The sequence below is a fragment of the Mitsuaria chitosanitabida ATCC BAA-476 = NBRC 102408 genome (genome assembly GCF_001598255.1).
Taxonomy (GTDB): Bacteria; Pseudomonadota; Gammaproteobacteria; order Burkholderiales; family Burkholderiaceae_C; genus Roseateles; species Roseateles chitosanitabidus.
This window is the reverse complement of the sequence record NZ_BCYP01000004.1, coordinates 115642-137080: the sequence shown is the minus strand read 5'-3', so window position 1 is coordinate 137080 and position 21439 is coordinate 115642. Positions and strand designations below refer to the sequence as shown.

General features: G+C 72.7%; 17 protein-coding genes. 13 read left to right on the top strand and 4 right to left on the bottom strand.

What is annotated here, in order from left to right:
- Window positions 1-46 precede the first annotated feature (46 nt).
- Window positions 47-1993 (bottom strand): AMP-binding protein, encoded by a 1947-nt coding sequence (locus MCHT01_RS02030; protein ID WP_067061659.1) that lies wholly within the window; start codon window positions 1991-1993, stop codon window positions 47-49.
- Window positions 1994-2240: 247 nt separating this feature from the next.
- On the opposite strand from MCHT01_RS02030, the gene MCHT01_RS02025 reads away from it, so the two are divergent.
- Window positions 2241-2942, top strand: coding sequence for a Crp/Fnr family transcriptional regulator (locus MCHT01_RS02025; RefSeq protein WP_067061931.1), 702 nt, complete (start codon window positions 2241-2243; stop codon window positions 2940-2942).
- Between the two features lie 60 nt (window positions 2943-3002).
- Here MCHT01_RS02025 and MCHT01_RS02020 read toward each other — a convergent pair whose 3' ends face one another.
- On the bottom strand, window positions 3003-3593 hold the full coding sequence (locus tag MCHT01_RS02020) for a GNAT family N-acetyltransferase (RefSeq protein WP_084451626.1): 591 nt from the start codon (window positions 3591-3593) through the stop codon (window positions 3003-3005).
- A gap of 211 nt (window positions 3594-3804) precedes the next feature.
- Between MCHT01_RS02020 and kdoO the strand changes: the two genes are divergently transcribed.
- The 7 genes from kdoO to MCHT01_RS01985 all read left to right on the top strand — a co-directional run bounded on the left by kdoO (window position 3805) and on the right by MCHT01_RS01985 (window position 13912).
- Entirely contained in the window at window positions 3805-4746 is a 942-nt protein-coding gene (gene kdoO / locus MCHT01_RS02015; protein WP_245643132.1) for a Kdo hydroxylase KdoO, read from the top strand.
- Between the two features lie 192 nt (window positions 4747-4938).
- A complete protein-coding gene (locus MCHT01_RS02010; protein ID WP_067061653.1) occupies window positions 4939-5631 on the top strand; it encodes a response regulator transcription factor in 693 nt (230 codons plus the stop codon).
- Window positions 5621-6940, top strand: a complete 1320-nt coding sequence (locus MCHT01_RS02005) for a sensor histidine kinase (protein WP_067061650.1) — start codon at window positions 5621-5623, stop codon at window positions 6938-6940. Before MCHT01_RS02010 ends, MCHT01_RS02005 begins: the two co-directional genes overlap by 11 nt.
- 72 nt (window positions 6941-7012) lie before the next feature.
- Entirely contained in the window at window positions 7013-8053 is a 1041-nt protein-coding gene (gene imuA / locus MCHT01_RS25970; RefSeq protein ID WP_148661343.1) for a translesion DNA synthesis-associated protein ImuA, read from the top strand.
- Window positions 8001-9467: a Y-family DNA polymerase gene (locus MCHT01_RS01995; RefSeq protein WP_084451622.1), complete on the top strand. Its 1467-nt coding sequence runs from the start codon at window positions 8001-8003 to the stop codon at window positions 9465-9467. The genes imuA and MCHT01_RS01995 overlap by 53 nt, the downstream gene beginning before the upstream one ends.
- A gap of 15 nt (window positions 9468-9482) precedes the next feature.
- Entirely contained in the window at window positions 9483-12911 is a 3429-nt protein-coding gene (locus MCHT01_RS01990) for an error-prone DNA polymerase (protein WP_084451620.1), read from the top strand.
- 206 nt (window positions 12912-13117) lie between these two features.
- Complete coding sequence (locus MCHT01_RS01985; protein WP_067061648.1) at window positions 13118-13912, top strand: esterase/lipase family protein; 795 nt, start codon at window positions 13118-13120, stop codon at window positions 13910-13912.
- A 205-nt stretch (window positions 13913-14117) separates the two neighbouring features.
- On the opposite strand, the gene MCHT01_RS01980 is transcribed toward MCHT01_RS01985, so the two are convergent.
- Entirely contained in the window at window positions 14118-15179 is a 1062-nt protein-coding gene (locus tag MCHT01_RS01980) for a hypothetical protein (RefSeq protein WP_067061645.1), read from the bottom strand.
- 142 nt (window positions 15180-15321) lie between these two features.
- Between MCHT01_RS01980 and MCHT01_RS01975 the strand changes: the two genes are divergently transcribed.
- From MCHT01_RS01975 to MCHT01_RS01965, 3 genes are all read left to right on the top strand, one after another.
- Window positions 15322-15690 (top strand): hypothetical protein, encoded by a 369-nt coding sequence (locus MCHT01_RS01975; protein WP_067061642.1) that lies wholly within the window; start codon window positions 15322-15324, stop codon window positions 15688-15690.
- A gap of 122 nt (window positions 15691-15812) precedes the next feature.
- Window positions 15813-17261, top strand: a complete 1449-nt coding sequence (locus tag MCHT01_RS25965) for a hypothetical protein (protein ID WP_067061639.1) — start codon at window positions 15813-15815, stop codon at window positions 17259-17261.
- 117 nt (window positions 17262-17378) lie between these two features.
- On the top strand, window positions 17379-17918 hold the full coding sequence (locus MCHT01_RS01965) for a copper chaperone PCu(A)C (protein ID WP_067061920.1): 540 nt from the start codon (window positions 17379-17381) through the stop codon (window positions 17916-17918).
- A 30-nt stretch (window positions 17919-17948) separates the two neighbouring features.
- Here MCHT01_RS01965 and MCHT01_RS01960 read toward each other — a convergent pair whose 3' ends face one another.
- Window positions 17949-18902: a LysR family transcriptional regulator gene (locus MCHT01_RS01960; protein WP_067061638.1), complete on the bottom strand. Its 954-nt coding sequence runs from the start codon at window positions 18900-18902 to the stop codon at window positions 17949-17951.
- Window positions 18903-19048: 146 nt separating this feature from the next.
- Here MCHT01_RS01960 and MCHT01_RS01955 point away from each other — a divergent pair, with 146 nt between their 5' ends.
- Together MCHT01_RS01955 and MCHT01_RS25960 are read left to right on the top strand one after the other, a co-directional pair.
- On the top strand, window positions 19049-20083 hold the full coding sequence (locus MCHT01_RS01955) for a zinc-binding alcohol dehydrogenase family protein (RefSeq protein WP_067061635.1): 1035 nt from the start codon (window positions 19049-19051) through the stop codon (window positions 20081-20083).
- A gap of 206 nt (window positions 20084-20289) precedes the next feature.
- A complete protein-coding gene (locus MCHT01_RS25960; RefSeq protein ID WP_067061633.1) occupies window positions 20290-21321 on the top strand; it encodes a type 1 periplasmic-binding domain-containing protein in 1032 nt (343 codons plus the stop codon).
- Window positions 21322-21439: the final 118 nt, after the last annotated feature.

Genomic DNA, 21439 nt, shown 5'->3' with positions numbered 1-21439 from the left:
GCTTCCTGGAACAGCGCCGATCCCGGCGCGGCGATGGTGGCGCTCATCAGGCGGCCCTCCGGGTGGGAGAGAAGGTCGGGGCCTCCTCGATGCGCAGGTCCGCGGCGACCTTGCCGGTGCGACCGTCCTCGAAGCGGACCGCCGTCTCGATGAACTGCGAGGTCTTGCCGGCGTAGAGCGCCGAGATCAGCACCTCGTACTTCTCCGCGATCGCGCCGCGGCGGACCTTGCGGGTGCGGGTGAGCTCGCCGTCATCGGCATCCAGCTCCTTGTGCAGCACCAGGAAGCGCGTGATCTGGCTGCCCGCCAGACGCTCGTCCTGCGCCAGGTCCGCGTTGACCTGCCGCACGCAGTCCTGGATCAGCGTGTAGACCTCGGGCTTGCTGGCGAGGTCGGTGTAGCCGGCGTACGGCAGGTTGCGCCGCTCGGCCCAGTTGCCCACCGCCTCGACATCGATGTTGATGAAGGCGCAGACGCGGTCGCGGCCGTCGCCGAAGGCCACCGCCTCCTTGATGAAGGCGAAGAACTTCAGCTTGTTCTCCACATACTTGGGCGCGAACATCGCGCCGTCATGCCCGCCGCCGCGCAGCCGGCCCACGTCCTTGGCGCGGTCGATGATCTTCAGGTGGCCGCCCGCGTCGAGGAAGCCCGCGTCCCCCGTCCGGTACCAGCCCTCGGCATCGAGCACCTCGGCCGTGGCCGCCGGATTCTTGTAGTAGCCCTTGAGCAGACCGGGCGAGCGCACCAGGATCTCGCCGCTCTCCGCGAGGCGGATCTCGACGCCGTCGATGGGCACGCCGACGGTGTCGGACTTGGCCTCGTGATCGGGCTGCAGGCAGACGAAGACCGCGGTCTCGGTCGAGCCGTAGAGCTGCTTGAGGTTGATCCCGATGGAGCGATAGAAGCTGAACAGGTCGGGCCCGATGGCCTCGCCCGCCGTGTAGGCCACCCGCACCCGCGAGAAGCCCAGCGTGTTGCGCAGCGGACCGTAGATCAGCGCGTCGCCAAGGCGGTACTTGAGCCGGTCCCAGCCGCTCACCGGCTGGCCGTCCATCAGCGCGGGGCCGACGCGGCGCGCCAGGTCCATGCAGCGCGCGAACAGCCAGCGCTTGACCGCGCCCGCGTCCTCCATGCGGATCATCACGCTGGTGAGCAGGCCCTCGAAGACGCGCGGCGGCGCGAAGTAGTAGGTCGGGCCGATCTCCTTGAGATCGATGCTGACGGTGCTGGCGGACTCGGGACAGTTGACGACGTAGCCGCAGGCCAGCCACTGCGCGTAGCTGAAGATGTTCTGGCCGATCCAGGCGCAGGGCAGATAGGCGAGGACTTCCTCGTCGTGCGTGAGCTTGTCGAAGCGCGCGCCGGCGAGCGCGCGGTCGATCAGCGAGGCATGGGTGTGGACCACGCCCTTCGGATGACCGGTGGTGCCGGAGGTGAAGAACATCGCCGCGACATCGTCGGCGCGGCTCGCGTCGACCTCGGTCTCGAACAGGCCAGGATGGCGCAGCGCGTGGGCGCGGCCCTCGCCGCAGAGCTCGTCGATGGAGGCCAGCCCCTCGGCCGCGTAATGACGCAGGCCGCGCGGGTCGTCGAACCAGATGCGGCTCAGCGAGGGGCATTGCGGCCGGATCTCGATGAGCTTGTCGACCTGCTCCTGGTCCTCGACGATGGCGAAGGCCACCTCGGCGTTCTGCAGCGGGTAGGCGAATTCGGCGGCGACGGCGTCCTGGTACAGCGGCACCGGGATCGCGCCCAGCGACTGCGCGGCGAGCATCGCGGCGTAGAGGCGCGGCCGGTTCTCGCCGATGACGACGAGGTGCTGGCCGCGCGTCATGCCGGCGGCCGCGAAGCCGTGGGCCATGTCGCGCACCAGCGCGGCGAGCGCGGCCCAGTCCAGCGTCTGCCAGATGCCGAGCTCCTTCTCGCGCAGGGCGGGTGCGTGCGGACGCTGCCGGGCGTGGGCCAGCAACAGCCGGGGGAAGGTGTGTTCCACCGTTGTCTCCTTGTGCTCCCCCGCTGTCGTCTCTCTGATGGAGCCGCTCGATCCGCGGGGGTGAATGCACTGTAGGCGCGACCATTGACGCCGTGTTGTCGTTGCGCCGACATTCCTAGCGAAAGTTCGGGGGCGTGTTTTCCCCAGGGGGTCGCGTCAGGTTGATGTCATGCAGGGACGCGATGAATGGGGGATGGACGCCCACACCGACGCCCCCCTCCGCTCGCCCCTGGCGCCACCCGTGCCGATGCTGCCGCTGCGCTTGCGCGCGCGGGCCGCGACGACGATGGAGATGGCGGCGATCCCCTGGCTGAAGGCGCTCGAGCCGGAGCAGCGCGAGCGCGTCGCCTCGAGCATCCAGGTGGCCGAGGTCGAAGTGGGCGAGCGTGTGTGCCGCATCGGGCGTGAAGCCAATTACTGGTTCGGCGTGATCGACGGCCTGCTCAAGATGAGCAACGACGACGCGGCCGCGCGGCCGGTGACCTTCACCGGCGTGCCGCCGGGCGGATGGTTCGGAGAGGGGACCTTGCTCAAGCGCGAGGTCTATCGCTACAACATCCAGGCGCTGCGGCGCAGCGTGGTCGCCGGGCTGCCGCTGGAGAGCTTCCACGAGCTGCTGGAGAGCAGCATCGCCTTCAACCGCTACGTGCTGAACCAGCTCAACGAGCGGCTGGGCCAGTTCATCGCCGCGCGCGAGATCGATCGCCAGAGCGATCCCGACCTGCGCGTGGCGCGCAACCTCGCGGCGCTGTTCCATCCGCTGCTGTATCCCGGAGTGGGCGGGCTGCTGCGGATCACGCAGCAGGAGCTCGGGCATCTGGTGGGGTTGTCCCGCCAGCGCGTCAACGAGGCGCTGCGCCATCTGCAGGACCAGCGCCTCATCGCCGTCGAGTACGGCGGCCTCAGGGTGCTGGACCTGGCGGGCTTGCGGGTCTATCCGCAGCAGTGACGCGGAGGGCGGCATCGCGCCGGTCGAGCGACCGGCTCGGGCGCCATCTCGGACGCCGACTCAAGCGCCGAAGGGCGTCGCCTCGGGCTGGGCCGGTGGATGGGCCGCGTACTGCGCAGCGTTGATCTCGTAGAGCAGGCTGGCCGCCTCGCCCGGATGGTCGGCGACGGAGCCCGTCAGCCGCAGCCCCACCCGCTCCAGCGTCTTGCGCGCCGCCGTGTTCCCCGGCGCCAGCAGCGCCTGCACCGCCGACGCATGCAGGCCGTCGAAGGCCAGCCCCAGCGCCGCCAGCGACATCTCCGCCGCATAGCCGCGGCCCCAGAAGTCGGACAGGAAGTGGAACTCCAGCTGCAAGGCCATCACGCCGCCGATGCGCTCCCGGCTCAGTCCGCCGAAACCGATCGCGCCCAGCGACGGCTGCTCCCGCAGCCGCACCGCCCAGGGCCCCAGGCCATCCCGGGCCCACAGCATCCGCCAGTGCTCCAGCCGCTCGGACGCGGCGCGGCCGCCCGGCTCGAATCGACGATTCGCCGGGTCGGACAGCAACTCGCGGAAAGCCCGGGCGTCCGCCGCCTCGGGCGGGCGCAGCAGCAACCGGGACGTCCCGGTGAGACGCTCGACGAGGTTGGGGGTGGAGAGTGGGGACAACATAGGGTTAACCCGCACATTATGCGTCCTCGACGGATTTCAAGTCCCGCCCCGCGATGGCCGCCGCGGCCCGGGTCCGGACATGCGTCACGCGCCCGGCGCCCGCGTTTCCCCTCGTGCCATCGGTGATCGGCGTGCGAAGATCCGATCCGGTTTACTTGCCCTTAACGCTTTCTTTGCGCAGGGCAATGTTGTAAGCAGCTATGGTGCCCGCGTGATTGCGACTGAAACTTCCCCGAACCGGGCCCAGCCCGCCGCCTCGCCCGTCCTCTCGGACATCGTCTCCCTGCCCGTGGACAGCTGGTCCGGCCCGCTGCCGGTCTCCGTCCAGGAGAAGGCCACGGCCTGCCTCGAGCGCGGCCATGTGCTGCTGATGCCGGACCTGCCCTTCGAACTGGCCGGCCAGGAGCGCGAACTGCTGCGCCCCGACCTGGGCGGCGGCGGCAAGAACATCAGCTACGACCCGCGCAACCAGCGCCTGCGCGGCGCCGAGGCGGATCCCGAGACCCTGGCCCTGCTGCAGGACGTGATGGCCCGCTACGCGGAGCATTCGCTCGCGCTGCTGCGCCGCCTGCTCCCCCATTACACCGACGGCCTGCGCCAGGCCCGCACCAGCTACCGCACCGCCGAGATCGCCGGCCGCGAGACCTCCTGGCGCAAGGACGACACGCGGCTGCACGTGGACAGCTTCCCGTCCTCGCCCACGCAGGGCGAGCGCATCCTGCGCGTGTTCAGCAACGTCAACCCGAGCGGCGCCGGCCGCCTGTGGCGCGTGGGCGAACCCTTCGAGGCCGTCGCCCGCCGCTTCATGCCCGCCATCGGCCGGCCCTTCGCCGGCAAGCACCGCCTGATGCGCGCGCTGCGCGTGACCAAGGCCCTGCGCAGCGACTACGACCACTACATGCTGGGCCTGCACGACGGCATGAAGGCCGACCTGGGCTATCAGCAATCGCTGAGCCAGGGCGGGCTGTTCGAGTTCCCCGCCGGCGCCACCTGGATCGTCTACACGGACCAGGTCTCGCACGCGGCCCTCAAGGGCCAGTACGTCTTCGAGCAGACCTTCCACCTGCCCGTCGCCGCGATGCACGACCCCGAGGAATCCCCCCTGCGCACCCTCGAGCGCATGACGGCCCGCACGCTGGTCGATCGCGGCTGAGCCGGACGCGCCCGACGGCGCGCGGTAGGGCTGCCGACAGCCCCGCGACAGGTCGGCTCCGGCGCGCTGGCATACCATTCCCGGCTTCGGCGTGGACGCGATCCGTCCACGCGACCCGCGGGCCGGCCCGGCGCCGGACCCGCTCCGAATGACCGACGCGGCGCCCGGCGCCGCAGGAACGTGAGCATCGCGATGAAGCTGCTGGTGATCGAGGACAACCCGGACATCGTGGCCAACCTGTTCGCCTACCTCGAGCCCATGGGCTACGAGCTGGACGTGGCCCGCAACGGCCTGGGCGGACTGGCGCAGGCCGCCGCCGGGTCCTACGACGCGATCGTGCTGGACCTGACCCTGCCCGGCCTGGACGGCCTGGACGTCGCCCGGCGCCTGCGCAAGGACTTCCGCCGCCCCACCCCCATCCTCATGCTGACCGCGCGGGACACGATCTCCGACAAGGTCACCGGCTTCGAGAGCGGCGCCGACGACTACCTGGTCAAGCCCTTCTCGCTGGTCGAGCTGGAGATCCGCCTCAAGGCGCTGGTGCGCCGCTCCCACGGCCTGCACCTGAGCACCGCCGTCAGCTACGCCGACGTCAACTTCGATCCCGACACGCTGGAAGCCACCCGCGCCGGCAAGCCGCTGCAGCTCACGCCCACCGGCTACAAGCTGCTGGCCGCGCTGCTGCGCGAGGCCCCCAAGCTGGTGCGCCGCGAGGACCTCGAGCGCGAGGTCTGGGGCAACGACCCGCCCGACAGCGACGCCCTGCGCACCCACATCCACGCGCTGCGCGCGGCGCTGGACAAGCCCTTCCCCATCCCGCTGCTGAAGACGCATCCGGGCATCGGCTACCGCCTGGTGTCGCCCGAGGCGACCAGTGCCGCCTGAGGCCCGGCGTCCGGCCCGCCGCGAGGCGCGGCCCGCCGCCGCGCCCACGACGCTGCGCACCCGCATCGCCGCGGCGTTCCTCCTGCTGACCCTGCTGGTCTGCGGCGCCTTCGCCGTGGCCGCGGTGAACATCGCCTCCAGCATCGAGGACCGCCTGATCGACCAGCGGCTGAGCCGCACCGCGGACTCGCTGGTCGAGCTCGCCCACCAGAACCTGCCGCCCGACCTGCCGCCCAGCGTCACGCTCTACCGCGGCGAGGCCATCCCGGCCGACCTGCGCGACAAGCCGCCCGGCCGCTACACGGTCACGCAGGACGGCACCCAGGTGAACGCGCTGCTGCGCGACGATCTCGGCACCCGCTTCGTGCTGACCGACAGCGACGCCGACTTCGACAAGATCCAGGCCGGCGTCTACGGCCTGCTGGGCCTGGCCTTCGTCGCCTGCCTGGGGCTGGCGCTGTTCCTGGCGCAGCTGACCGCCAGCCGCATCGTGGCCCCGGTCACCGCGCTGGCGCAGGCCGTCGAGACCGGCGCCGCGCCGCGCGCCTACCCGCTGCTGGACTCCACCGACGAGCTGGGCGTGCTCTCCCGCGCCTTCGCCGCGAGCACCGAGGCCCAGCAGCGCTACCTGGACCGGGAGCGCTGGTTCACCGGCGATGTCAGCCATGAGCTGCGCACGCCGCTGGCGGTGATGCTGGGCGCGGCCGAGATCCTGAAGGCCCGCCTGAGCGGCCGCGACGACCTGGTCGAGCTGGCCGAGCGCATCCGCCGCACCGCCGCCGACACCAGCGAGCGCGTCGTGGCGATGCTGCTGCTGTCGCGCGACCCGGCCAGCACCGGCGCGCCGCCGACGGCGCTGCTGCCGCTGCTGCGCCAGGAGATGGACCGCTGCCGGCCGCTGCTGCGCGGCAAGGCCGTCGAGATGACGCTGCATGCCGAGCCCGACGCGACGACGCTGGAGGTCCCGGCCCGGCCCGAGCTGGCGGCGATCGCCGTCGGCAACCTGATCCGCAACGCCTGCCAGTTCACCGAGCAGGGCCGCGTCGACGTGCGGCTGGAATGCGGGCGCGTGGTCATCGAGGACACCGGCATCGGTATCCCGAGCGCCGTGCGGGACCGCATCTTCGACCGCTTCATGCAGGTCGATCCGGCCGGCGCGGGCAGCGCGGGCCTGGGCCTGGCCATCGTCAAGCGCGTGGCCGAGCACCTGGGCTGGGTGGTCAGCCTGGAAGCGCCGGCGCAAGGCGGCACCCGATTCGTGCTGAGCTTCGCGCCCACGCCGGATGCTTCGCCCACCACCCCCGCCTGAGTTGTAAACCCACCTGGACGAGTCGGTCGACCTCATATACTGTATGTAAATACAGTATTCAGCCGACTTGCCATGTCATCCCTGCTTCTCGGGGAGGGCTGTCCGTCCCCGCTGCTCGGCAGGGGGGAGGCCTCGCTCTCCTTCACCGATCCCCCCGTTGACGCCGCCACGCCCCCCCACGCGGCGCTGAACTCCCCCACCCAGAACCTCGCCCGGGATGCGGCGCAGCAGGCCGTGAAGCCGGCCCTCACGGCGATTCCGCCCGCGGTGGCCGAGGCCCTGTGGCGCGGCGACGCGCTGGGCCGGGGGACCGACACGATCTGGCCCAGCGGCTTCGATGCACTCGACGGCGAGCTCCCCGGCGGCGGCTGGCCCGGCCGTCAGCTGACCGAGGTGCTGCTGCCGCAGTTCTCGCTGGCCGAGTGGCGGCTGGTGGGGCCGTCGCTGCGGCGCGTCGTCGCGGACGGCGCGGCGGTGGCGATGGTCGGCCCGCCCAAGCGCCCGCACCTGCCGGGGCTGATGCACCTCGGCCTGGACGAGCGCCGCCTGGTCTGGATCCAGGCCCAGGCCCCCTCCGAGCGGCTCTGGTGCGCCGAGCAGTTGATCAAGTCCAACGCCGCCGGCGCGGTACTGGCCTGGATCCCGCAGGCCGCGCCCGAGCAGCTGCGGCGGTTGCAAGTGCTGGCGCAGTCTTTCGAGGGACCGGTGTTCCTGTTCCGGCCGCTGTCGGCGCGCAACGACCCGTCGCCCGCGCCACTGCGGCTGCAGGTGACCGTCGACATCGACTGGGCGCTGGACATCGCGATCCTCAAGCGCAAGGGCCCCGCCCACGAGACGCCGCTGAAGCTGGCGTCGATTCCCGGCGGCCTGGAACGCGTGCTGACGCCGCGCGTGACACGGCCCAGCCAGATGCGGCCGGTCGTGCCGGCGGTGCCGCCCGTGCAGCCCGTGCCGGCCTCCGCCGAGCCCCGCCTCGCCGTCCGGTCCCCGACCCTGTCGGAGACCGGGTCCGACGCCTCGCGCGCGCCCTCGGCGCTCGCCCTGTTCCCGGAGCTGACCGATGTTGTGGGTCGCGCTGATCCTGCCGCCTCGTCCGCCGGCGCCGGTCGCTGACCCGGCCGCGCCGCCGGACCATCCCTGGGGGATCTGTCCGGACGCGCAATCGGGGCTGGCCGTGTGGTGCCTGCAGTTCACGCCGCGCGTGGCGCTGATGGAGGACGCCGTCGTCATGGAAGTCGAGGCCAGCCTGCGGCTGTTCCGCGGCCTGCCCGCGCTGAAGACGCGCATCGCCGACGAGGCCCCCGATCTGGGCGCCATCGGCATCGGCTGGGCGCCCAGCGCGACCGCCGCGCTGGTGCTGGCGCGTTGCGGCGTGCAGGACCTGGGCGGCCGGCTGCTGCAGGCGGTGCTGGATCCGTTGCCGCTGCAGGCGATGAGCGCCGGCGCCGAGCACGCCGAGTCGCTGAGCCGCGCCGGCATCAACACGCTGGGCCAGTTGCGGGCGCTGCCGCGCGGCGGCATCGGCCGGCGTTTCGGCGCGCCGCTGCTGGCGATGCTGGACCAGGCCTACGGCCTGCGCCCCGAAGCCCACGCCTGGGTCGCCCTGCCCGAGGACTTCCACGCCCGCCTCGAACTGCCCAGCCGCGAGGACCACGCGCCCGCGCTGCTGATGGGCACGCGGCCGCTGCTGATGCGGCTGTGCGGTTGGCTGGCCGCGCGTCATGCGGGCGCGACCGGCGTGACGCTGCACTGGGTGCACGACTCGATGCGCGCCAAGGACGCGGGCGATGGCGGCTCGCTGACGATCCGCACCGCCGAGCCGATCCGCGAGCTCGAGCACTTCTGCCGGCTGATGGCCGAGCACCTGGCCAAGACCCGCCTGCTGGCGCCGGTCGGCGAGCTGCGGCTGGAGGCCGTCGGCGTGCAGGCCCTGACCGAGGAAAGCGCCTCCCTGCTGCCCGACGCGGTGCGCACCGGCGAGTCGCTCTACCTGACGCTGGAGCGCATCGCGGCGCGGCTGGGACCGGAGCGCGTGTTGCAGCCCGTCGCCGGCGACGATCACCGGCTCGAATGGATGACGCGCTGGCGGCCGGCGGCCGACGGTCGCGGCGCGGGCCGTCGCCGCCCGGCCACGTGCGCCGCGCCGGCCATGCCCGAACCCGCCTTCCTGCTGGAGCCGCCCTTGCGCCTGGCCTTGCGCGACCACCGGCCGCACTACCAGGGCCCGCTGACGCTGCTGATCGGCCCGGACCGGGTCGAGGGGGGCTGGTGGGACCGGGTGCCGACGCGCGCGTCGGACGCGTCGCCTCCCACGGCCACCGGAGCCGCCGCGTCCGTGGCGACCGGGGCGCCGGTCTTCACCGCGATCGATCCCGCCACCGACGCGGCCGCGCAGGCCAGCGGCCACCGCAACGTCGTGCGCGACTACTGGCTCGCGGTCAACGACAACGCCGGTGTCGTCGCCCTCTTCCGTCAGCCCTTGGAGGACGGCGGCAGCGCCTGGTTCCTGCATGGCGTCTACGCCTGAACCGGGTTCCCCGCCATGGCCGCCGAACCCGTTCATCCGCCCGACTCCGGCGATCGCCACCGCGATCGCGGGCGGGGGCGCGCCGACGAGGCCGCCTCCCGCCCGGAGATCGCCCCGGACGCGGGGGCGAGCGCCACACTGCCCGATTACGCCGAGCTGCGCTGCCTCAGCAACTTCAGCTTCCTGCGCGGCGCGAGCTGGCCCGAGGAACTGGTCGGGCGCGCGAAGGAGCTGGGCTATGCCGCGCTCGCGATCACCGATGAATGCTCGATGGCTGGCGTGGTGCGCGCGCACGTGGCGGCCAGGAAGGCCGGGCTGAAGCTGCTGGTCGGCAGCCAACTGCGCATCGATCCGCGCGACGGCGCCACCCCGGACGCCGAGCCGCCGTTCACGCTCATCGTGCTGGCCTGCAACCTGAACGGGTACGGCAACCTGTGCCAGCTGATCTCGCGGCTGCGGCGCTCGGCGGAGAAAGGCAGCTACCGCTGCACGCTCGACGACATCGGTCCACGCGCGCTGGACGACTGCGTCGTCGTCGCCTGCCCGGACCGGCTGGCGACGGCGGCACCGCTGCTGGCGATGTCGCGCTGGCTGCTGTCGCGCTTCATCGGCCGCTGCTGGCTGGGCGTGACGCAGACCCGCGAGATCGACGACGAGATCCGCCTGCTGCGGCTGCGCGAGGTCGCGGCGCTGACCGAGATCCCGCTGGTGGCCGTGGGCGACGCGCTCATGCATGTGCGCAGCCGCAAGCCGCTGCAGGACGTGCTGACCGCGACGCGGCTGGGGAAGCGCCTCACCGAGTGCGGCCAGGCGCTGGACCGCAACGCCGAGCGCCATCTGCGCTCGCGCGGCCGGCTGGCGCTGGCCTTCCCCGTCGAACTGCTGGCCGAGACGCTGCGCGTGGCCGCCTGCTGCGACTTCAGCCTGGACGAACTGCGCTACCACTACCCGTCCGAGGTGGTGCCCGAGGGCGAGACGCCGGCCAGCCACCTGCGCCGGCTGACCTACGAGGGCGCGGGCCGGCGCTGGCCCGCGGGCATCCCGCCGCAGGCGCTCGACCAGATCGAGCGCGAGCTCGCGCTGATCGAGGAGCTGCGCTACGAGCATTACTTCCTGACCGTGGCCGACATCGTCCACTTCGCGCGCTCGCAAGGCATCCTGTGCCAGGGGCGCGGCAGCGCGGCCAACTCCATCGTCTGCTACAGCACGGGCGTGACCGAGATCGATCCCTCGCGCATGCGGATGCTGTTCGAGCGCTTCATCAGCAAGGAGCGCAACGAGCCGCCCGACATCGACATCGACTTCGAGCACGAGCGCCGCGAGGAGGTCATCCAGTACCTCTACGGCAAGTACACCCGCGAGCGCGCCGCGCTGGCCGCGGTGGTGATCTCGTACCGGGTCAAGAGCGCGCTGCGCGACGTGGGCAAGGCGCTGGGCTTCGACCTGGAGGTGCTGGACCGGCTGGCCGGCAATCACCAGTGGTGGGACGGCCAGACCATCGATGCCGAGCGGCTGCGCGAGTCGGGCCTGGAGGCGGACGACCTGGCGGTGCGCCAGCTGGTCGAGATCACGAAGGAGCTGCTCGGCTTCCCGCGCCACCTGTCGCAGCATCCGGGCGGCTTCGTGCTGACGCAGGGGCCGCTGACGCGCATGGTGCCGGTGGAGAACGCCTCCATGCCGGACCGCACGGTGATCGAGTGGGACAAGGACGACCTCGACGCCGTGGGCTTGCTCAAGGTCGACGTGCTGGGGCTGGGCATGCTGACGGCGATCCGCAAGACGCTGGACCTCATCGTCCGCAACGACCGCCGGCCCTTCGGGATGGCCGACATCCCGGCCGAGGACGAGGCGACCTACCGGATGATCCAGGCCGCCGAGACCATCGGCGTGTTCCAGATCGAGAGCCGCGCGCAGCGCAGCATGCTGCCGCGCCTGCGGCCCGAGCGCTTCTACGACCTGGTCATCGAGGTCGCGATCGTGCGGCCCGGTCCGATCCAGGGCGGCATGGTGCATCCCTACCTGCAGCGGCGCGAGATGCGTCGACGCGGGGAGTCGATCCCCTACCAGAAGGGCCTGGAGCAGGTGCTCGAGCGCACGCTGGGCATCCCGGTGTTCCAGGAGCAGGTGATGCAGATCGCGATGATCGCGGCGGGCTTCACCGGCGGCGAGGCGGACGACCTGCGGCGATCGATGGCGGCCTGGCGGCGCAAGGGCGGCGTGGAGAAGTACTACGCGAAGATCGTCGACGGCATGACCTCGCGCGGCTACGACCTGTCCTTCGCGCAGGCGATCTTCGAACAGATCAAGGGCTTCTCGGAGTACGGTTTCCCGGAGTCGCACGCGGCCTCGTTCGCGCTGCTGGTCTACAACAGCAGCTGGCTCAAGAAGCACCGACCGGCGGAGTTCCTCGCGGGCATGCTGAATTCGCAGCCGCTGGGTTTCTACTCGGCGAGCCAGCTGGTGCAGGACGCGCGCCGCAACAACGTGGTCGTGCTGCCCCCGGACGTGATGCGCAGCGACTGGCACTGCACGCTGGAACGCGAGGACGGCCGCGTCATCCGCGGCGCGCGGCGCGGCGCCGACACGGACCTCCAGGCCCCGCGTGACGCCGACGGCATCGAGATCGAGGACGAGCTGGACGATCCCTACCTGGCGCAGGACGAGTTCGATGCCCGCGCCGTCGATGCCGAGACGACGGCCGGAGCGGCGGCGCTGGACGGCGCGCCTGCGCGGCGGGTCGCCGTGCGGCTGGGCTTGCGGCTGGTGAAGGGACTGCAGCGCGATGCCGCGGAGCGGATCTGCCGGGAGCGCCGTCGCGGTGGCCTCTTCGAGGATGCCGAGGACCTGGCGCGCCGCACCGGCCTGAACCAGCAGCAGATGACGGCGCTGGCCGCGGGTGACGCGCTGACCAGCCTCAGCGGCCATCGACGCCAGCAGATGTGGGACGCGGCCGCGCAGCACGCGCCGCCGCCGCTGCTGGCGAGGGCGCCGGTGCAGGAGGACTTCCTGGCGCTGCCGCAGGCGCCGGAGGGCGAGGAGATCGTCTTCGACTACGCCTCGCTGGGCCTGACGCTGCGGCGCCATCCGCTGGCGCTGCTGCGGCCGGCGCTGCGCGAGCGCGGGCTGCTGAGCGCGCGCGAGTTGAACGAGGCGCCGAACGGCCGGGCCGTGCGCGCCTGCGGCATCGTGACCGTCAAGCAGCAGCCGGCGACGGCCAAGGGGACGATCTTCATCTCGCTGGAGGACGAGACGGGCGATATCCAGGTCATCGTCCACCGCGACCTGTGGACGAAGCAGCGCCAGGTCATGCTGCACGCGCGGCTGATGGCGGTGCGGGGACGCTGGCAGCGCAGCGGCGGGGTGCGCAACCTGGTGGCCGGCCACCTCGAGGACCTCACGCCGATGCTGGGCCGATTGAGGACGGAGAGCCGGGACTTTCATTGAGCCGCCGTCGAAGTCCACATCGATCGCTTCGCCCGGCTGCACACCCAGATGCCCTCCCCTTGGAAAGGGCCCCTCCTGTAGGCCAGGTCTGACGTCAAACTGCTCCATCCGGGGGGTGCACACACGGGCCGCGATCGGGAAAGATGGGCTCAACTGTCCTTCCTCCGCCCCGCCCCGCCTCCCCGACGGGCTCGGCCCCGACGCCGATGAAGAAGATCACCGCCCTCCCCGACGCCCTGCCCGCGGCGCCCGCCCTCATCCCCTCCCCGTCCTGGGCGCTGCTCGGCATCGAGCCGCTGAGGGCGGCGATGGAATACGCCAGCTGCCGCCTCATGGACCGCAGCGGCCATGCGCCCGGCGACGGGCATCCGGTCATCGTGTTTCCCGGCCTGGCCGCCGACGCGCAGTCCGTCGCCCCCCTGGTGGGCTTCTGCCACGGCCTGGGCTACGCGGCCCGCGACTGGGGCCGCGGCGTCAACACCGGGCCGATGGGCGACATCGACGCCTGGCTGGACACGCTCGCGACCGACATCGAGGCGCTGGTCGCCGACGCGCCCCAGCCCGTCTCGCTGATCGGCTGGAGCCTGGGCGGCATCTATGCCCGCGAGGTGGCCAAGCGCATCGCGCTGCCGGTGCGGCAGGTCCTCACCATCGGCACGCCCATCACCGGCGAGGCCGCGCAGACCAACGTGAGCCTCCTCTACCGCTGGGTCAACGGCACGCTGCCGGTGCTCGAGGACGCGTTCAAGGCGCGCCTCATCGCGGCGCCGCCCGTGCCCACGACCTCGATCTACAGCCGCAGCGACGGCGTCGTGGCGTGGCAGGCCTGCCTGCAGCCCGAGGACCATCCGATGATCGAGAACGTCGAGGTGGACGGCAGCCATTGCGGCCTGTGCTGGAACCCCGCCGTGCTGCGCATCGTCGCGGACCGGCTCGCCCACCGTCCCGGCGCGTGGAGCCCCTACGAGGGCGCGGCGCGTGACGGCATCGACGCGCGCTGATCGCGTGCCGCGACCACGCGCCGCAATGGAAAGGGGCCGGGCGACCGCCGTGTCGCTCGGCCCCTGCCGCATCCGCCGACCTCAGCGCAGGAACGCGATGAGGATGATGATCGGGATCGGGACGCCCAGCAGATAGAGAAGGATGGATCTCATCGGGGTTCTCCTTCGAGAGAGGCTTGGGGTGAATCAGTGGGCGAGACGCGCGTCATTCGACGCGGTCCCGCTGCCGGCCGCCGACGGTGGCCAGCAGGCTCGCGGTGAAGGCGCCGATCAACAGCGCGACGAACATCCACAGCGCCGTCTGCAAGGCAGTCTTGCGCGCCGTGTCGGCGGCATCACGGGCGCGCACCTCGATGGCCTGGGCCTCGGCACGCGCCCGCTGCAGCGTCTCCGCGACGCGGCGTTCCGCTTCGGGTGGCGTCAGTCCGGTCCGCTGCGCGACGAGCTGCGACGCGTAGCGCGCGTCTTCCGGCGACAGCACGCCGCCATCGCGCAGTGCGCGCAGCATCAGCCGGTTCAGGGCGGCGGTGGAGTTGGACTCCGCATGGACCATCGAGGCATCGGGCCAGGCTCGCAGCGTCGCGCTGTTGGCGCCGGCCGATCCGCCGGTGCCACTGCCGCCCGTCGCGGTGCCGGTCGGCGGCGGCGCCATCGACACCGGCCTCAGCAGCGTGTCGACGTAGTAGCCCAGCGCATCGCCGCTCAGCGGCGCCGAGGCATCGCGCTCGCGACCCGCGCGGGTCATCGGGCCCTCGTCGCGGGCCGCGGCCGAGCCCGTCGCGCCAGCCGCCGCGGCAACGGCCCCCGGCCCCACCGCGGCAGCGCCCGCCGCCAGTCCCTGCGCGCCCAGGCCCACGACCGCGCCCACCGAGGCGGTCAGCACGGCGGCGGTGAACAGCGTCGACACCGCCCAGGCTAGCAGGCCATGGGCGGTGTCTCGGAAATGGACCTCGTCGGGATCGGTGTCCCGCCAGCGCACCCGCAGACGGCCGGCCAGATAGCCGCCGCATCCGGAGGCCGCGATCTGCGTCAGCGCGAGCCACACGATGCCGGCCACGCCGAGCGCCTTCGCGCCGGCGCCGTCCCCAGACCAGGGCGAGACCGCCGACAAGCCCAGGCCCGCTCCCAGCAGCAACAGGATCAGCGACAACGCCGCGGCCGCTGCCGCGCCGGCCAGCACGGCCGCCCACGACACCGCCGACGTCGTCGCCCCGCGGACCACGCCGCCGACCTGATCCTCCGGATACCACGCTTCATTCGCCACCATGGCGTTCTCCTCGAGTCGCGATCACCCGTTTCGGCAAATCGCGAGCCCGCGGTCACGCCGATGGCGCGTCACGCCCGCGGCGGCGGGCCGCGCGACACGTCGATCAGGGACATCGCGCCACGCCGGGCGCACAATCGCCGCCATGCCGGCCGCCTTCCTCTACCTGAAGCTCCCCACCCACGCGCTCCCCGCGGACCACGGGCTCGAGGACCGCATCGACCTCGCGCTGCGCGACGCCGACGCGGGATCGGTGCTGGGCTGGGGCGAGTCGCTCGGCGACGCGCCGCCGGGCCGCATGCGTCCGCTGGCCTTCCTGCGCGTGGACATCGAGTCCGACGCGCTCGACACCACCCGCCGCGTGCTGCAGGCCTTGCTGCCGACGCTGGGCGTGCCCGACGGCACCGAGCTCCACTACACCCGCGACCATCGCGCGCTGCAGGACCAGCTCCGCGCCGGCGTCTGGACCGACGCGCTGGACGGCGCCTCGCCCCGGCGTCCGGCCGACCGATGAGGCTCCTCCGATGACGGACCGCGACCGTCCCCTCACCGCGCGCCGGCGTAACGCGCCGGCGTAACGCCCGTTACGCGCCCCGCGTCACACGCCCGCCGCCGCCCGCGCAGAATGCGCTGCCGATGACCCACCCCGCCCCGCTCCACCGCATCCAGCTGCAGCCCACCGGCTTGCGCATCGACGGCCTGCCCGAGCTGCGCAGCCGCCTGCTGCCCAAGCTGCTGGCCGCGCTGCTGCAGGCGCACGAGCAGGGCCTGGCCCGCGTCGACAGCCCCTGCGCCCGCGCCGACCTGTGCGAGCGCATCGCCGGCATGGCCGAGCTCCACCGCACCCAGGTGTGGCGCGCGCTGGCGCTGCTGGAGGACGGCCCGCTGGCCCCGCTCATCGAAGCCAGCGCCCGCAGCAGCGGCCCCTTCTGGCTGAACGCCCCGCTGCTGGCCGCCTGCCGCTTCGAGATCGAGGGCGCGCCCGCCGAGGGCGAGGCGCTCGCCGGCTGGCTGGGTCAGCAGCGGCCGGTGCGCGCGCCGGCCGCCGCCCCGCTCCTGCCGCTGGGCTATGCGGAGGCGCTGGCCCGGGCCGACTTCCAGCTCGACCGCGGCGAGCTCTATCCCGCCCGCCTCGCGGTCCAGCAGGCCGCCGCCCACCTGCCCGAGGGCGATGCCGCCGCGGCGGCCGCGCTCGGCCTGCGCCGCGCCCGCATCGCGCGCCGCCTCGGCGACTGGGCCGCGCTGCAGGACGAGCTGCGCGACCTGGGTCACGCGCTCAACAACGCCCGCCTGCCGCGCGCCGAACGCCGCCAGTTGCGCGCTCGCGTCGCCATCCTCGCGGCCTGGCATTGGTACGGGAGCCTGGGCCAGCCGGCCGCGGCGCTGGACAAGCTCGACGAGGTCGACCTCGAGGTGCTCGGCGCCGATCCGACACTGCGCTGCGACCACGGCAACCTGCGCGGCATCGTGCTGCGCGAGCTGGCGGTCGCGCGCGGCGACGCGGCGCTGGCGACGCAGTCGCTCGCCAGCCTGGGCGACGCCCTGCGCGGCGCCTCGCTGGGCGGACTGCCCGACGCGCTGCAGGTCTGCGCGGCCAACCTCGCGCACACGCTGGGCCAGCTCGCCGAGGCCGGCCTGCTCGCGGCCGACGGCCCCGGCCTCGAGGACGCGCTGCGCTGGCTGCTGCTGAGCGACGCGCTGTGCGCGCGCTGGCAGCTGGGCCGCAGCTCGCTGCTCAACACCATCTTCCTGCTGCGCCTGGCGGCCTTCGCGCGGCTGGACTTCCCCGCGCTGCAGCGGCTCGCCACCGGCGAGGGCCTGCCGCTGCCGGCCGCCTCCTATGGCGAGCTCGCCCAGCAGCGCTGGACCGCCTGCCGCGCGCGCCACTCGCAGATCCCGCCCGATCAGCGCTGCGCCTTCCTGCTGCTGTGGGCGCGCCACGCGCTGGACGAGGGCGACGCCTTCAGCGCCACCGACCTGGTCCGCCAGGCGCGGCTGCAGGCCCGCAAGCTGCGCGACGAGCAAGCGCGCCGCCGCTATCTCGCCGACGCGGACGCGCTGATGCCGGAGTCGCGCCGGGCCTGACCGCGCGCGACGGCGCGCCGGCCGCACGCGCGCGGCGGGAGGCATGGACGATACTCGCGGCTCGCCTTCCCCCATGGAACGGCACCGATCAACCCCGGACCCCAGATGGACGCCACGATGAACTTCCGTTCCTCCACTTCCGCTTCCCGCCCCTTCTCGATCGCTTCGCTCGCGCGTGCCGCGCTGCCGGCGCTGCTGCTGTGCGCCGGCCTGGCCCAGGCGCAGGTGGTCGTGACCGGCCAATGGGTGCGCGCCACCGTCGCGCAGCAGAAGGCCACCGGCGCCTTCATGCAGATCAAGTCGCCCACCGCGGTGAAGCTGGTGTCGGTGAGCACCCCGGTCGCCGAGGTGGCGGAGGTCCACGAGATGGCGATGGACGGCTCGGTGATGCGCATGCGCCCGGTCTCCGCGCTCGACATCCCGGCGGGTCAGACGGTCGAGCTCAAGCCCGGCGGCTACCACGTCATGCTGATGAAGCTGAAGGCACCGATCGCCGACGGCGAGACCGTGCCGCTGACCCTGGTCTTCGAAGGCGCCGACAAGATGCGCATGAGCGTGCAGGTGCAGGCCGCCGCCCGGTCGCCGGCCGCCGCGGCCGCCGCCGCGAGCGAGGGCGCCAAGGACATGCACGGCGGCCACGGCGACCACAAGCACTGATCGCCCCCAACGCGCGCCGGCCGGCGCGCGTCAGCCCGCGCGCGGCGCCTCGCGCCGCAGCCCCTCCGCCAGATGGTCGACCAGCGCCTTCACCCGCAAGGGCAGGAAGCGCTGGCTCGGCATGAGCGCGTGCAGCGGCATGGGCCGCCCCATCCACTCGGGCAGCGCTTCCACCAGCGCGCCGCTGGCCAGGCTGTCGCGGATGTCCAGCTCGCTCTTGTAAGTCAGGCCGCGGCCCTCCAGCGCCCATTGATGCGCGATGCCGCCGTCGTCGGCGGTGCGCCGGCCCTGCACCGTCACGTCCACCGGCATCAGAGGCGGCGCGTCGCGACGCCAGAAGCGCCAGTCGCGCTCCAGCCGGTCGCCGATCTTGAAGCGGATGCACTCGAAACGGGTCAGGTCCGACGGATGTGACGGCCGCCCGTGGCGCTTCAGGAAGTCCGGCGACGCGACCAGCAGCCGGCGGCCATCGTGCAGCTTGCGCGCCACCAGACGCGAGTCGGCCAGCTCGCCATAGCGCAGCGCCAGGTCGACCTCGTCCCTCACCACGTCCTGCAGCGCGTCGCCGACGTTGAGCTGCAGCTCGACGCCGGGATGGCGGTCGAGGAAGTCGTCCAGCAGCGGCAGCACGATGCGGCGGGTCAGGTCGCTGGACGCGCTCAAGCGGATGCGGCCCCGCAGCGCCGCGCCGCGACCATGCTTCGCGGCGTCCGGCGCGTCGCCCTCGGTGACCAGGGCCAGGCCCTCGTCCAGCAGTTCCAAGGCCCGCTGCGCATAGTCGCGCAGGCGCTCCCCGGCGGCGGTCAGCCGCAGCGCGCGGGTGCTGCGCTCGGCCAGGCGCACGCCCAGCCGCGCCTCCAGCTTCTTCAGCATCGCGCTGGCCGCGGCGGGCGTGATGCCCATCTCGCGCGAGGCCACCGTCAGGCTGCCGCCGCGGGCGCATTCGATCAGCAGGCGCAACTCGGCGGTGTTCTCGATGTCCATGGCGTGATCTTCAATCGCGGGTTGAAACTGAAAGCGATTCTCCACGCTTACTTGATGCCCCGCGGGCGCGCAAGATGCGCTCCATCGTTCGCGGCCCCACCGCGCCGCCATCACCCCACCATCCCGTCCCCTCTCCAGGAGCCCCCATGAAAGCCGTCGGCTACTTCCAATCGCTGCCCATCGCCGAATCCGAGTCGCTCATCGACCTCGACCTCCCGATGCCGGCCCCCGGTCCCAAGGACCTGCTGGTCGAGATCAGCGCCATCGCCGTGAATCCGGTCGACACCAAGGTCCGCATGCGCCGCGCCAGCGCGGACGGCGCCACGCCGGTGATCCTGGGCTGGGACGCGGTCGGCACGGTCCGCGCGATGGGCCCGGAGGTCCAGGGCTTCGCCGTCGGCGACCGCGTCTGGTACGCCGGCGACATCACCCGCCCCGGCAGCAACGCGCAGTTCCAGTGCGTGGACCATCGCATCGCCGCCCCGGCCCCCACGACGCTGAGCGACGCCGAGGCCGCCGCGCTGCCGCTGACCGCGATCACCGCCTGGGAGCTGCTGTTCGACCGCCTGCAGGTGCAGCAGCAGCCCGAGCGCCCCGTCAGCCTGCTGGTCACGGGCGCGGCGGGCGGTGTCGGCTCCATCCTGGTCCAGCTGGCGCGCCGCCATCAGCACCTGACGGTGATCGGCACCAGTTCCGAACCCGACGGCGAAGGCGGCAAGTGGCTGCGCGCGCTGGGCGCGCATCACGTGATCAACCACCGCGAGCCGCTGGCCCCGCAGATCGCCGCCCTGCAGCAGGCCGGCGTGCCGCCGCTGCGCTACGTGACCAGCCTGACCCACACCCCGCAGCACTTCGCTGACTTCGTGGCGGCGCTGGAGCCGCAGGGCCGGCTGGCCATGATCGACGACTTCGGTCCGGCCGATCTGGACGTCATGGCGCTGAAGGGCAAGTCGCTGTCGCTGCACTGGGAACTGATGTTCACGCGCAGCATGCACGCGACCCACGACATCGCCGCGCAGGGCCGCCTGTTGGCCGAGGTCGCGGCGCTGGTGGACGCCGGCCGCGTCCGCACCACGCTGTCGGAGGTGGTCGGCACGATCGATGCCGCCTCGCTCAAGCGCGCCCACGCGCTGCAGGAAAGCCAGCGCCAGCGCGGCAAGCTGGTCCTGCAAGGCTTCTGATCCCCCGGTGACGGTCCCGGCAGGCGTTGCGCGCCTGCCGCACCGGCCGCCACGATCGTGACGCTTTACCGCCCCGGCCCGTCCGGGGCGTGGGCATCGCGTGAAGCTCGGGAAAACCACGGTGCGCGCGCGTCTCGCACAGGCGATACCTCCGGCCTCGACCGAAGAACAGCCCCCTCGAGGGGCCCCACCCGAGGGGGATCGCCATGACCGTCACGCCCACCCGCCCGACCACGGCGGGCCACGCGCCCGCATCCACACGACGCGGCCTGCTGCCTGACCTGAACACCTGGGCCGCCGCGCTGCTGCTCGGCCTGGCCGGCAGCGCCGGCGCCGCCACCATCGGCGTCATCCTGCCCGCCAGCTACCCCAGCCCCGAGCAGGCGGAGCAGCTGCAGCTCGGCATGACGCTGGCCCTCAAGACCTGGCCCGGCGACGCCGCGCCCAAGCTGGTCGTCAAGGACAGCGGCTGCGACGCCCGCAAGGCCGAGGCCGCCAGCAAGGAGCTGATCCAGGCCAAGGTCGACGTCGTCCTGGGCAACTGGTGCGAGCTCAACGCCGGCGCCGACGCGCTGCGCGCGGCGGGCATCCCCTTCATCTCCAGCAACGCCGAGCGCGTGAAGGACCAGGACCTGCAACTGCAGCTGGGCCGCATCGAGCTCAACGCCGCGGACCGCATCGCCGCCGGCCTGCGCCGCGAGACCGGCTTGCGCATCAGCGCCCGCACGTCCTGCTGGATGGACTTCGACGCCACCTTGTCGGAGCGCGTCGACGCGGTGCTGTGCCCGGTGCTGACCGTGGACCGCGCCCGCTGGGACCAGATCGCCAACACCTATGGCGCGGCGTTCCGCAAGCCTTTCACCACCTCGTCGGCTCGGGGCTACGCGGCGATGGAGGTGGCGCTCAACTACCTGCGCCGCGCCAAGGGCGCCAAGCCGGCGGTCGCGCTCAAGGACGTGCAGGCCATGACGACGCTGCTCGGCCCCGTGCCGGGCGGCGACGCCGCGTCGGCCAACGCGCTGCAACTGGTCTTCGCGCCGCAGCTGCCCAAGCTCAGCCCGCAGCAGACGCAGACGCTGGACAAGCTGGTCAAGACCAAGGGCTGCGCCTGCCCCGGCGGCACGCTGCGCAACGGCTGCCCCAAGGACTCCGGGCCCTGGGGCGAGCTGCCCTTCCTCGTGCGCGGCGGCGGCACGCCGGCCGCCTGCGCCAAGGCGATCGGGCGGCTGGAGCTCTGATCCGCGACCCACGTCCGACCGGGTAGCACCCCCGATCGCGGATCCCACGGTTCAGTTCCGAGTCAGCGGCGCGCCGGGCGCGCGCCCTATAGTCCGGTTCTCGACGGCGGCGACGGCT

Coding starts and splice junctions, on each gene's coding strand:
- MCHT01_RS02025 (WP_067061931.1), top strand. CDS start 2,241: ATGCTGCCGCTGCGCTTGCGCGCGCGGGCCGCGACGACGATGGAGATG.
- MCHT01_RS02020 (WP_084451626.1), bottom strand. CDS start 3,593: ATGTTGTCCCCACTCTCCACCCCCAACCTCGTCGAGCGTCTCACCGGG.
- MCHT01_RS02010 (WP_067061653.1), top strand. CDS start 4,939: ATGAAGCTGCTGGTGATCGAGGACAACCCGGACATCGTGGCCAACCTG.
- imuA (WP_148661343.1), top strand. CDS start 7,013: ATGTCATCCCTGCTTCTCGGGGAGGGCTGTCCGTCCCCGCTGCTCGGC.
- MCHT01_RS01995 (WP_084451622.1), top strand. CDS start 8,001: ATGTTGTGGGTCGCGCTGATCCTGCCGCCTCGTCCGCCGGCGCCGGTC.
- MCHT01_RS01990 (WP_084451620.1), top strand. CDS start 9,483: ATGGCCGCCGAACCCGTTCATCCGCCCGACTCCGGCGATCGCCACCGC.
- MCHT01_RS01985 (WP_067061648.1), top strand. CDS start 13,118: ATGAAGAAGATCACCGCCCTCCCCGACGCCCTGCCCGCGGCGCCCGCC.
- MCHT01_RS01980 (WP_067061645.1), bottom strand. CDS start 15,179: ATGGTGGCGAATGAAGCGTGGTATCCGGAGGATCAGGTCGGCGGCGTG.
- MCHT01_RS01975 (WP_067061642.1), top strand. CDS start 15,322: ATGCCGGCCGCCTTCCTCTACCTGAAGCTCCCCACCCACGCGCTCCCC.
- MCHT01_RS25965 (WP_067061639.1), top strand. CDS start 15,813: ATGACCCACCCCGCCCCGCTCCACCGCATCCAGCTGCAGCCCACCGGC.
- MCHT01_RS01965 (WP_067061920.1), top strand. CDS start 17,379: ATGAACTTCCGTTCCTCCACTTCCGCTTCCCGCCCCTTCTCGATCGCT.
- MCHT01_RS01960 (WP_067061638.1), bottom strand. CDS start 18,902: ATGGACATCGAGAACACCGCCGAGTTGCGCCTGCTGATCGAATGCGCC.
- MCHT01_RS01955 (WP_067061635.1), top strand. CDS start 19,049: ATGAAAGCCGTCGGCTACTTCCAATCGCTGCCCATCGCCGAATCCGAG.
- MCHT01_RS25960 (WP_067061633.1), top strand. CDS start 20,290: ATGACCGTCACGCCCACCCGCCCGACCACGGCGGGCCACGCGCCCGCA.